Here is a 12,124-nt window from a genome sequence, read left to right as displayed (position 1 = left end):
ACAGATGTGTATGCGTAGAACCTCGTTCGCCCTTGTGCTCGCATTGCTGAGCTTCCTTCCGCAGGTTGCACGCACGACAGGTACAGCTGCCGTCGCGCCTGCCGGGGAGGACGCGCTCTATGTTGCGGATCAACACCCGGAATCTGAGCGGGAAGCACGGGAACTGCTGCTCAATGCCAAGGATGCGCTCAGTTCCGGCAATATCCGTTTCCTCAAATCGAAACTGGGACACAAGGTGTACCTGAACCTGTTTACGGGCATCAACGGATACTACAGCAGCGAACAGGCTTACCTGATTCTCGAGTCCTTTTTCTCCACCTACATCCCGATCAGTTTTTCCTACAGCAGCCGGAATTTCTCCATCAGGAATCCCTACGGCTTCGGACCCTTCACCTATGAACGCAGGGGCCGCCGGGGCAGCGCCGAGATGTTTGTCAGCCTGGCGCAGGTCGACGAGCGCTGGGTTATCAACCAGATCACTGTAGCATCACGCTGATCGGCAAGGATACGCGGCTTCATGAACGAACGCCTGACATGGTTGCAGCGTGAACAGCGCTGGCTGTATGCCACGGCGGTCCTGCTGTTTTTGCTGTCCATCGTCTTCGCCGCGAGGGAATATTTTACACAGAGCATCGAACGAAACTGGGAAACGCTGCACGTTGAAGTCGACGAGGGTGAGTCCGCGCTGATCACCCGGAAACTGGATCAGCGGCTGTCTGAAATGCGCGATCTCGGGGCGCGTCTTCTGGAATCCGGGACTGCTGAGCTCCTCGCCCCGCAGCAGAACGCCAGGGCGCGGGCCGCAGCTTCGACGCGTATGCTCGCGGAATTTCCGGAAGAGGACTGGTCATTTGAACTCCGTGACGGCAGCGGCAAGCTCATCGCGTTCGCCGGCGAGCCCATGACCGCATCGGCCACACCACAGCCCGAAGCGAAATTTTCCATCCTGCAGCGCAGCCCCTACATCCTGTTGACCCAGGTACGGCATGTGCTCGACCATCACGGACGCACGCTTGGTTCCCTGCGTGTCGGCACTCCGCTTACGACCGTGGTCCCCATCAACCAGCGCTTCCTCAACAGCGAAGCGGTGATTCCGGCACTCAGCCGCGAACTGGATGCGGATCTCACATACCAGCGAACGCGATCACAGGAGCGTGACGGAGAACGGCGCCATATTCCATTCGTGGCGGAGGGTGACACGCTCGGGTATCTTTCGTTCCATGCGGCCGATCAGACCAGCTACCTCGGACAAATTCGCAGACAGTTCAACCGTGTGCTGGCGTTTCTCTTCTTCAGCATCCTGATCGTCATCACCATCCCGCTCTTCCGGTGGTATGGCAACCTGCGCCTGCCGTTGGCCGCTCCCCTGCTTGCGATCATCCATATCTGGCTGCTGCGTATGCTGCTGCACTGGACAGCATTTACCGAATTCATGTTGCCTGAGGCGATGCTCGATCCGGCGTACTTCGCATCCACCTTTGGCGGTGGCATCGCGAGCGCACCGGGGGAGCTGCTGCTGTCGGTACTGGCATTGCTGTTTTCCGCAATGTTCGTGTACCGCAGCGCGCTGCATCGGCGCGACATCCCGCTCAAGCCGTTGGCCGCATGGGTGGCCGGGACGGCCATGTTCCTGCTGCTCCCCTTCATGCTGCGCGGGTATGCCGCCTCGCTGCGCAGCTTCGTGATCGATTCGCAGTTCAACTATGACGATGTGGCCGGACTTCTTTCCCAGCCGATGTTTCTCTTCATGATCGTCAACGCATATCTGTTCTCACTGGCACTGGGCTTTGCGCTTCTGAGCATGTACCTGTTCCTGAAACGTGCGATGGGAGAGTCGCTCGGCAGAGCCCTCCGCATCGCCCTGTTCACAGCCGGCGGCATCGCCGGGCTCCTCCTGCTGCATCTTACCACTCGCGATGTCCTGCTCCCCTTCTGGATTTATCTGCTCTGCCTGCTGCTGCTCGGCGTACCGCAACTCGCCCGCGTTCCCCTTCTGCACGGCAGGTCCGCTTCCCTCCTTGTCCCATTCACCGTTTGTGTGACACTCGGAGGATTACTGACAGTAGGACTCTTTGGCCATTTCATGGAGGACAAACGTTTCAGCGAAATCGAAGCCATCGCCATCGATCTCGCGCGTCCCGTCGACGGATGGTCACAGGTGCTTCTCGAACAGACACTGCAGTATGTCTCCCGGACGGAACTGGAGGCACTGCCCGTGCCTTCACGTGAGGGGCGGCTCGATTACGAAGCCGCATTCCGCATCTGGTCCGGTTCACCGCTCAGCCGGCTGCAGAACAATTCCGCCATACTCCTGCTGGATTCGGCGCGGACGCTGGTCTCACGTTTCGCCGTAGGAAATGACCCCTTCCTCTTTTCCATGCACACCCTCTCGAGTACCGTCGAGAGCACAGAAGGCATCGTGCAGTCGACCTATCGCTGGCATGAGACGAGAGGACGCCGATATTACAAGGCCTACACCGATATTCACACGAAGGAAGGGGAAAAACTGCTCGCTGTCGTCATCCTGGAAACTCCCGACCCGATGCAGGTACGCAGACAATCTGTAGACCTCCTGCGCAGCGCGCCTGCGAGCGAAAGTCTCGCTCCTGAAGACGATTACATCATCAGCCGTTTTTCCAACGGGCGCATGGTCCAGACAACAGACCGCAGACTCGAGCGCAGTATCGGTCTCCCGTCGGAAGTAACGCAGGCATTCGCCGACAGTGCGCAGACTGTCTGGAGCACGCTGCCGGTTGACGGAATCCCGCTTGCCAGTTATTTCATGTCGATTCCCGACGCGCACGCGAATATCCTGTCCATCACGCGCGGGAAATCCGTGTTCATACTCTCGGTGTATCGCGGGCTGCGAATCGTCGTACTCTATTTCGCCTTCAGCATATTCATCCTTCTCGTCATCACACTGTTCAGGGAGCGCGGCAAGCTGTTTACGCGCTTTACGTTCGCCCGCAAGCTGCAGCTCGCCCTTCTGGCGGTAGCAGCAATCCCTCTGCTCCTTGTGTGGTTTTACGGCAGGGATTTCGTGATCGAGGAGACGCGCCGTGAAATTGAACAGCAGGTAGCGGAAGATCTTGACGTCCTGCGCAGTAATATCCTCGAGCGTCTTCCGGACTCACTCGACATCATGGCGACGCCGGAATTCGTCGACGACATGCTCTGTCAGGAAATTCGCTTTCGTTCAGGCAGGGATTTGAATGTGTATGCCGATGCGGAGCTTGTCGCGACGAGCAAACCCGAACTGTATCATGTCGGACTACTCAATGACCGGCTGCACCCTCTCGCCTATGTCAACATCGTCCAGCGGGGAAAGGACGCCTATTTCGTCCCGGAACGCATCGGTGATTTCGCCTACTATGTCGGCTATCGAGCACTGCGCGACCAGTCCGGCCAGCTGGCTGCGGTAATATCCACTCCCACCCTCTTCCAGCAGGGCCAGGTCGAGCAGGGTTTCGTGCGCGCATCTGCCACGATCTTTCTCTTTATTACGATCATCGCCGTTCTCGTCGTCATGATCAGCACGGCGCTCGCCAGGCAGATCTCGCGTCCCTTGCAGGAACTTCTCAGCGCCACACGTGATATCTCTGCGGGGAATCTCGACCGGCAGCTGAGCGTGAGAGGATCGGCGGAGATCGTAGATCTGATGGACAGCTTCAATACGATGACGCGGCGCCTCAGGCAAAGCCAGGAAGAACTCGCTGCGGCGGAACGCGAGCTCGCCTGGAAGGAAATGGCCAAGCAGGTTGCCCATGAGATTCGCAATCCCCTTACGCCGATGAAGCTCGCAGTCCAGCACCTCCACCGCGCGTGGAAAGACGGTGCCGAACAGCTCGGAAGCATCATCGAGAAAGTAACCCGCACACTGATCGACCAGATTGACAGTCTCTCGCGCATTAGCGACGAATTCTCCCGTTTCGGCCGCATGCCGCGACGCAGTACCGGTGCAATAGACGTCTCGGAGGCGCTGCAGGAGTCTGTTGCCCTCTTCCACAACCATGAGCACGTTGAATTCACACTCGATCTGCAGGGTCAGCTTCCCCGCATCGTCGCTGACCGGGAAGAATTCTCCCGCGCACTGACCAATATTCTCCGCAACGCGGTGCAGGCCATGCAGGATGAAGGATCCATCCGCATTCAGGCGATTTCAGACGATACAGTGCTCACGATACGGATCAGCGATACGGGAAGCGGTATCGCACCGGAGTTGCTCCCACGCATTTTCGAACCCAATTTCTCGACAAAGACAGAAGGCATGGGACTCGGACTGGCGATCGTTCGCAAAATCATAACCGATGCAGGTGGGGAAATCCGCATCGAAAGCGCCGTCGGGGAGGGCAGCACCGTCATCATCACTCTGCCGGTGACGGATTAACCCCCGTATTGCCGTTTGCTTATGAACCCCGGCATGCCTAACTTTTTCAATCGAAGTATCGAGTAAATATCGATGTCATTTCTTGTAACTGCCCGGAAATACCGGCCTTCCACGTTCACCGAAGTCGTAGCGCAGGGACACGTCGTCAATACACTGCTGAACAGCATCAAGCTGGAACGCATTGCACACGCGTACCTGTTCTCCGGACCCAGAGGTGTGGGGAAGACGACCACGGCGCGCATTTTTGCCAAGGCGCTCAACTGTCCCAACGCAAAAGACGGTGAGCCCTGCAATACCTGCGATACCTGCGTGGAAATTTCGCAGGGGCGCTGCATCGACGTCATTGAAATCGACGGCGCGTCGAACAACGGCGTGGAACAGGTGCGCACCATCCGGGATGCCGTGCGTTATACGCCGAGCAGGGACAAGTACAAAATGTACATCATTGATGAAGTGCATATGCTGACAAAAGGGGCGTTCAATGCCCTGCTGAAGACACTCGAGGAACCGCCGGCACATGCACTGTTCATTTTTGCGACCACGGAACCGCATAAAATGCCTCCGACGGTCATTTCCCGCTGCCAGCGGTACGATTTCAGACGCATAGCAACAGAAGATATTGTTGGTCAACTGCGCAGCATCTGCTCAGCCGAAAACATCGACGCTGAGGAAAATGCCCTTTTCGCCATCGCGCGCAAGGGTGACGGTTCGATGCGTGATGCGGAGAGCATCTTCGACCAGGTTGTCGCCTTCAGCGGCAGCAGCCTGCGTTACGATGACGTGCGACAGGTTCTGCATATTGTTGATCAGGACACTTTTTTTTCACTCACGAATCTGATCATTACTAAAAACACCCGCGAGGGCTTTGCGCTCGCCGAGGATGTTGTAATGAGCGGGTACGATATTCAGGATTTTCTGGCCGGTCTCGAAGAACACCTGCGGAATCTTCTCGTGGTACGGTCCACCGGAGATACGCGGCTTATCGAGGCCCCTGAAGACATCCGTGATCGCTATCGCAGCGATGCGGAACAGTTCACCGAAGGCGACCTGCTTCGTCTGCTCAAACTCAATGCGCAGACCATGCAGGCCATCAAGTTCAGTCCCCAACCTCGCCTGAAATTCGAAATTGCGCTAATCGACATGATCAAGATGGACAGCACCGTCGAGATCAGCACGTTGCTGGCGCAGATCGAGCAGGGCGGCGTCTCTCTGCCGCATGGTGGCGGCACCGCATCCGGAAACAGTCCAACCGGGAATTCGTCTCAGGGACATTCCACCGTGAAGAGCAACGCATCGGTGAAGGGCAGCGCAGCTGCGCGCCCCTCAGCTGCCGCTGCCGCTCCGCCCACAACCGCGTCGCCACCTGCCGCCGAGAACCGACCGCATCGGGAGTCGAATGCGACTGAACCCCTGCGCCAGGCAGAAGAACGCTTCCGCCAGGCACTCAATTCCGCCTCGCTTTCCGCCGCCGGTTCGCATAAAGCGACCGTCCCCGGAGAAGCCGAACCGGCACAGGGCGAACAGCCTTCATCTTCACCGGAAAACCCTCCTCATCCCATCGTACAGATGCTCATCAACAACCTCGACGCAGAACTGCTGCCGCGGCACTAATGCCCCTGCAGTCGAGCACAGCTTCCCGGCCCGGGATATAACACACGTTTTTTCAAGAGACATTGCCATGTTCATCAACAGCATCTCCGGTGCGGTCACGGATCTCACCCCGAACAGCCAGACGCGTTTTCTCTGTACGGTTTCCCTCAGCGTTCCCCATGATGAAATCAGCATCATCCAGCCCGGACGCCTCATTGCCGCGGAGAACATGTTCCATGCTGCCCGTGACAAGCGCTACACCATCCTGCAGATCGTGGATTATTTCCCCGTTCCCGAGGAAAAGAAATCTTCGAAAAAGAACCTGGTGACCCTCACCTGCACGTCCACACCGATCGGACAGGAGCTACGCTACAAGAATGCCAAGACCGGGCCGGAAATTCAGGGCGCAGACACTTTCCCCGCATTTGACGGCGCGGCGCATGTTCTCGACGACGACATCACCCGCAGCGTCATCCATCATATCGCCCCGGAAAGCCGGCTCGAGGAGAATGGGTCGAGGGTGGATATCGGAAAGTACCGCAGCAACCCTGATGTGAAAGTCGGTCTTGACGCTGCGGCCCTCCTGCGCGGTAACGCAGCCGTGATCAGCGCACGTCCCCGTGCACGCACTACGATCGCAACCAACCTGATTCAATCCCTGTTGCAGCAGTCGGAAACACCGGTTCATGTCGTGTACTGCGATGTGAACAATCATGGCACGCTGTCGCTCGCTCCACAACTGACGCATTTTCCGCACGCCAGTGTGCTCTGTCTGAACGACAAATTCGTCCCCGCCAGTGTATTCTCGGCAATGCGCAATCCCGGAGACCGTTCCGCACACAAGCGCGCGGTACTCGATTATCTCGATATGATGATTCTCCCCTCCGTTCTCGAGCAGCGCCGTCATGATTTCAGTTTCCCCATTTCCACGTGGATGCGTGAAAATCGCGTGACCATCTTCCGTCCCAATGAGCAGACGGTCGATCAGTTCATTACGGAAATCAGTGTCGATATCCTCGACGGGCTCGAGGAGGATGTCGAGGAATACATGAACGAACTGATGAACGGCATTGCGGAAACATACCGTGGAGAGCGCTTCTCGGAGAAGAATACCAAGGACATGCTCGACATGATCGACGATTTCAGCCAGGAATCAAAAAGTCATGCCGCCCGCCGTACGCTGTACGATCTCAAGGCGGAAATCCAGTCCGTCTTCGAGACCTATTCGAAGGATGTTCCTCCCGCGACGCGCAAGACGATACAGGACCTCGTCGGCCAACTGAACAGCGACGACAAGTCCAGCCTCCTTGTCGTCCAGGGACAGAAGACCACCGACATCCTGCGCTTTATCGGCACGCTCTCGCAGACGCTCATCGACGAGCGCCTGAAACGCCTGAAGATCCGCACCCCGGTGCTGTTCATCTTCAACAATATCGACGAATACGTCGGCCGCAACGGTGCAGGGCTGCGCGAAGCGGGCTCCGACCGTTTCAATGACACACTGCAGACGCTGCTGACCAATGGACGCAGGCATGGACTCGGTTTCTGCCTCACCCTGGAAACAGCAGCATCGCTTGATCAGCAGCTGGCGCGGAAAATTCAAACTTACTTCATCGGTCCCATCACCTTCGCGGAAGAGCCCGCGGGTATCGCTGACCTCCTCAATCTCTCGCAGCACTTCCTGCAGCCGGCCGTGCGGTATGAGGACGGCGACTTCCTCTACACCGCATCCGACTCGCCATACCATCGGCGCGTCCCCCTGCCCGTCATCACACAGAAAAACGCGGAAAACATTCACCAGTATCTCGACGAGATGAAGGTGGAGCAGGAACGCCGCCGCCAGGAATACATGGCACAGGAGGAGGAACGCCGCAAACGACAGGAACAGGAGCGTGAAGAACGCCGCAAGCGCGAGGAGAAGGAACGCGAAGAACGTCGCAAACGCGAAGAGAAAGAGAAGGAAGAAGCCGAACGTCGCAAGAAGGAAGAGGCGGAAAAGCAGCGCCTCGAAGATGAGCATGAGGATGACGCTGAGCAATCAGAAGACGATGCCCAGGAGGAGAAGACGTCCTCCTCTTCGTCGGCGAAAAGCTCCTCATCAAAAAGCACCACGCGTTCGCGCCGCCGCCGCGGCGGGAAGCACTCCCGCAGTGAAGACAGCGAGGCCCGGGAATCAGATAAGACCGGGGATGACGAAGCTGGAGAGGACAGCGCACCGGAATCAGGCGATGCCGGTACTGCAAAGATAGAAAAAACCTCAGACCAGAAAGCTGATGAGCAGAAGGCCGCGGACAAGAATGCAGACGGTGAAAAGGATTCTGCGAAGGAAGAGAAGCCTGCACGTAAGTCCACACGCGGGAAGCGCGGTGGTCGCGGCAGAAAGACCGGCAGAAAGGAAGAGCCCGCATCCAGCAGCAGTTCCGCGAAGGAGGATAGTGAAAAATCCTCCGATGCGGCGAAGAGCAGCTCTTCATCCACTCTCACCATCGAAGAATTTGATCCCAATGCCGGAAAGAGCAAGGCTGACAACCACAAGGGTGAGGACCAATCCGGCAAACAATCCTCAGCAGGCAATACCGATGAAAGCGGCGCGACCGCAGATGCCGATTCCTCCGAAGACAAGGAGAAACAGCCTGAGAAAAAGCCGCAGAAACGCGCGCCACGCCGCGGAGCGCGTCGTGGAACGGGACGCTCTCGCAAGAGCTCGTCCACATCATCGGACAAGAAAGGAGACGATGAATGAGGTTAGTATCCTGGAATGTCAATGGAATCCGTGCCGCTGCGAAGAAAACCTTTTTTGATTACCTCGAGGACGAAGCTCCTGACGTGCTCTGCGTCCAGGAAACCAAGGCGCACCCCGAGCAGCTCGACGAAACTCTGCTGACACCACCGGATTACTATACGTACTGGCATGCCGGAGAACGCAAAGGCTACAGTGGCGTCGCAACATTCACGCGCACACGTCCCGAAGATGTGCGTTCCGGAACGGACATCATTCCCATGGACACCGAGGGACGCGTCCTGCGCACCGCGTACAAGGACTTCGTTCTGTACAACATTTATTTCCCCAATGGCGGTCGGGGTGAGGAACGTCTTCGTTTCAAACTCGATTTTTATGATCAGATCCTGGATCACTTCGAGGAAGAACGAAAATCCGGCACTCCGCTGGTCATCTGCGGCGATGTCAACACCGCACACAAAGAGATCGATCTGAAAAACCCCAAGCAGAACGAGAAGACTTCGGGCTTCATGCCCATCGAACGGGCATGGCTCGATCGCATAACCGAACTCGGCTACGTTGATACCTTCCGGCATTTCCATCCCGATGCCGCCGACCACTATTCCTGGTGGGACATGCGGACACGCGCCCGCGATCGGAATGCGGGCTGGCGTATCGACTATTTTATCGTGACGCCGGATTTCCTTCCGCAATGCAAGGACGCATCGATACAGATGGATGTCATGGGGTCGGACCATGCACCCGTTGTTCTCGATGTGAAATAGCGCCGCGCAGGCACTTACCACCGCAAAATCGGCAGACTCGCCTGCATTTGCAGGATCACCGCGGCGTCATCGAATTCGGTGGCGCCGTACCAGGTCAGCTCCGATTCGATTGCAATCCCTCCCAGCTTCCCGAGTTCCCAGCTCCCCGCTGCCATCCACCCCTGGCTGAAGGATGTAACATTCACCGTATTGTCGAACGACGTCGCATGTGAGCGCACGATATACCCTCCCGTCCCGGCATACAGTGTTACCGCCTCGTGCACTGGCATGGAGAATACGAGCAGAACGGGGACGGCAGTCAGTGTCAGTGCTGCGCTGGTCGGACCAAAGGGGGTGTCAACTTCGGAGATATCATAATGATAGAAGAACGTCCATCCGGTTTCCACGCCCATGCGCAGCCGATGATCGGGATGCCACATCAGACGCAGATGTCCCGCTGCACCATACTTGCGTACATCCCCTTCGATATCCACCGCATGCAGGTAATGCGCGAGACCACCGCCTGCAGTGAGGACGATGGAAAAGTCATCGTCACCAGATTCCTGTGCGTGGGATGCATTGTATGACAGCAAGAGCAGCACTATGACGAGAAGTCGTTTCATTGCCTGTAGTAATAATATGCGACGAGGGAAGGATAATTTGTCAGCATCCCGTTGAAATTCCCATCCCGCAGATATGCTTCAATAAATTTCGCATCGTCCAGTGTCCATACCAGGACCTTTCTTCCTTCCCCCTGCATCTCCTGCACCGCTGCATTCTGTGTCCCCAACGTCCATCGCGGCGCCCAGAACTCCGCCTGTGTCTGCCGTACGAGATCCAGGCTGAGCTCACAGAGCACATCCGCCTCGGCGTAATCCGTCAGCCTGAGCAGCTCCTGCACTTTGTCGTCATCAGGCAGTCCTATCACGATGGTCAGGTCACGTCCGAATATCCGGGCGCTGTCGGCATAACTCTTCTGTATCTCGCGAAGCAGTGACAGTGGGACCGAGGGTTTGCTGTCCAGCCAGACAAAACGCAGATCCGTCTGACGCAGTATCGTGGCGAGCATCCGCTTGAGCGTGGGTATGCGCTCGCCGTTCCGCAGCCGCACAAAGGTTTCGAGCTGCGCTATCGTATAGTCGCTGATGGCCCCGACGAGACCGGATTTCTGCGTGAGACGCAGATTGAGTTTTTCATCGTGATAAATGACGGGTACGCCGTCGCTGGTAAGCTGCACGTCGATTTCCACACCGTTTGCGCCGAAGCGTTCCGCGAGGCGCACGAGTTCCGCCGAGTTTTCCGATGCCGGAAGCAGGTCCGAATTCCGTCCTCCGGCCCGGTGCGCGAGGATGAGAAAGGGGGTGCTTTCCTCATGTACGGGACGCTGCCAGACAAGCGTGATGTCGCGTCCACTCTGTCCGCTACTCGTGTTAAACTGCCCACGGGCCACCACCTGCCCCTGTCGGGGTCGCTGTCCTCTCTGCAGCATACCGCCTCCCTGTTCCGGTGCTATGGTGAGCTGCAGAACACCAGTTTCGGTGTTGACCAGCCTGCGCCAGTATCCTGCAAGGGTAAGTGTGGAATCGACAGCCCCGCTTTCCAGGAAGCAGTACGTGGCATCGCGACCGGTGAATACCGACAGTCCCCCGCCGCCATATTTCAGCACAATCTCATCCCCGAGAAATTGTTCCCCGTCCGTCACGGCATACACGCCTTCCATGGCCATCATGGTCGCTTCGCTCAGGCGCGTCATTCCCGCCAGGCTGCCTGAAGGATCGAAGTCAGGGATGATGACGGATTCCGCATCCTCCGTACAGGAGAGCAGACAGCAGGATGCCAGTATGATCAGCAGGGAGCGTATCACAGAAGAATGCCGAAAATCAGTTCAGAATACAGGAGTTTTCGCTTGAATGTGGAGAAGGCGAACCAGGACTGGTAATGGAAATCTGTCCATGCCAGCCGGACACCGAGCAGGGCGTGGGTGTTTTTCCAAAACGGTTGTTCGAGTATGGCCGTGGCGGCCAGGCCGGCGAGACGGTTGCCCGTATTCCGCACCTCATTGTCACCGGCAAAACTGCGCACTGCCTGCAGCCAGATTGCCTCACCGCGTACCGTCACCCCGATGTCACCTGTACGGCGTCCCACAGAGATATACGGGTAGTGCGTCCAGCCGTTTGCCCGGTTATCGAAGCCTTCGAAATCCACGAAACCGAACCAGAGCGCGACATCGTACCCCGCCGCAGCCGAAACGACACCGAGATCGCAGGACCACCGGGCACCGAGGCGAAACTGATTGGTCACATACTGCAGAATCGCCTCCCCTGTGAGATCCACACCATGCGACAGTCCAAGCGTCCCGCGTACGTCGAGCGACGGCGCCTTGTTGATTTCCTCCTCGACGACATCCTGCGGCAGTGTAAGCATGCGGAGTCCGACAGCACCACGCAGCTCCCCTGCCGCACCGGCAGCAGGGAAATACAGCCATTCCTCCGCACTCTGTGCAGGTGTGCTGCGCACTCCGATCAACAGCAGGAGGCCGGGAAGCAGTATACTTCGCAAAAGCTTCATGACTGGAAATTACTTTGATTTTGTGCGAAACGGAAGCCCATCCCTGTGAACCGGATGCGTGCATCCCGCCGCCGCCAGCAGGCACGGTGATCATGG

At 57.5% G+C, this 12,124-nt stretch carries 8 protein-coding genes; 5 read left to right on the top strand and 3 right to left on the bottom strand.

What is annotated here, in order from left to right:
• The first annotated feature begins 10 nt into the window (after positions 1-10).
• From KQI65_11990 to xth, 5 genes are all read left to right on the top strand, one after another.
• The gene (locus KQI65_11990; protein ID MCB2205460.1) at positions 11-496 is read left to right on the top strand and encodes a DUF4783 domain-containing protein; all 486 of its coding nucleotides are present in this window, start codon (positions 11-13) and stop codon (positions 494-496) included.
• Positions 497-517: 21 nt separating this feature from the next.
• Positions 518-4,387 (top strand): HAMP domain-containing protein, encoded by a 3,870-nt coding sequence (locus KQI65_11985; GenBank protein MCB2205459.1) that lies wholly within the window; start codon positions 518-520, stop codon positions 4,385-4,387.
• A 72-nt stretch (positions 4,388-4,459) separates the two neighbouring features.
• Positions 4,460-5,998: a DNA polymerase III subunit gamma/tau gene (dnaX, locus tag KQI65_11980; protein ID MCB2205458.1), complete on the top strand. Its 1,539-nt coding sequence runs from the start codon at positions 4,460-4,462 to the stop codon at positions 5,996-5,998.
• 67 nt (positions 5,999-6,065) lie between these two features.
• Positions 6,066-8,720, top strand: coding sequence for a hypothetical protein (locus KQI65_11975; protein ID MCB2205457.1), 2,655 nt, complete (start codon positions 6,066-6,068; stop codon positions 8,718-8,720).
• On the top strand, positions 8,717-9,481 hold the full coding sequence (gene xth, locus KQI65_11970; protein MCB2205456.1) for an exodeoxyribonuclease III: 765 nt from the start codon (positions 8,717-8,719) through the stop codon (positions 9,479-9,481). Before KQI65_11975 ends, xth begins: the two co-directional genes overlap by 4 nt.
• Before the next feature lie 14 nt (positions 9,482-9,495).
• On the opposite strand, the gene KQI65_11965 is transcribed toward xth, so the two are convergent.
• From KQI65_11965 to KQI65_11955, 3 genes are read right to left on the bottom strand one after another with little or no spacing between them, the layout of a single operon-like run.
• Positions 9,496-10,083: a hypothetical protein gene (locus KQI65_11965; protein MCB2205455.1), complete on the bottom strand. Its 588-nt coding sequence runs from the start codon at positions 10,081-10,083 to the stop codon at positions 9,496-9,498.
• Positions 10,080-11,324 carry a glycerophosphodiester phosphodiesterase gene (locus KQI65_11960; GenBank protein MCB2205454.1) on the bottom strand — a complete coding sequence of 415 codons (1,245 nt, stop codon included), beginning with the start codon at positions 11,322-11,324 and terminating at the stop codon, positions 10,080-10,082. Before KQI65_11960 ends, KQI65_11965 begins: the two co-directional genes overlap by 4 nt.
• Positions 11,321-12,028, bottom strand: coding sequence for a hypothetical protein (locus KQI65_11955; protein ID MCB2205453.1), 708 nt, complete (start codon positions 12,026-12,028; stop codon positions 11,321-11,323). The genes KQI65_11960 and KQI65_11955 overlap by 4 nt, the downstream gene beginning before the upstream one ends.
• Positions 12,029-12,124: the final 96 nt, after the last annotated feature.

It is taken from the genome of bacterium (assembly GCA_020444325.1).
Classification (GTDB): domain Bacteria; phylum Bacteroidota; class Ignavibacteria; order SZUA-365; family SZUA-365; genus BM516.
This window is presented reverse-complemented; position numbering and strand designations above follow the sequence as displayed.

What these genes read in the sequence shown, in the direction of transcription:
- KQI65_11990 (MCB2205460.1), top strand. Translation starts at nt 11, where the DNA reads ATGCGTAGAACCTCGTTCGCCCTTGTGCTCGCATTGCTGAGCTTCCTT.
- KQI65_11985 (MCB2205459.1), top strand. Translation starts at nt 518, where the DNA reads ATGAACGAACGCCTGACATGGTTGCAGCGTGAACAGCGCTGGCTGTAT.
- dnaX (MCB2205458.1), top strand. Translation starts at nt 4,460, where the DNA reads ATGTCATTTCTTGTAACTGCCCGGAAATACCGGCCTTCCACGTTCACC.
- KQI65_11975 (MCB2205457.1), top strand. Translation starts at nt 6,066, where the DNA reads ATGTTCATCAACAGCATCTCCGGTGCGGTCACGGATCTCACCCCGAAC.
- xth (MCB2205456.1), top strand. Translation starts at nt 8,717, where the DNA reads ATGAGGTTAGTATCCTGGAATGTCAATGGAATCCGTGCCGCTGCGAAG.
- KQI65_11965 (MCB2205455.1), bottom strand. Translation starts at nt 10,083, where the DNA reads ATGAAACGACTTCTCGTCATAGTGCTGCTCTTGCTGTCATACAATGCA.
- KQI65_11955 (MCB2205453.1), bottom strand. Translation starts at nt 12,028, where the DNA reads ATGAAGCTTTTGCGAAGTATACTGCTTCCCGGCCTCCTGCTGTTGATC.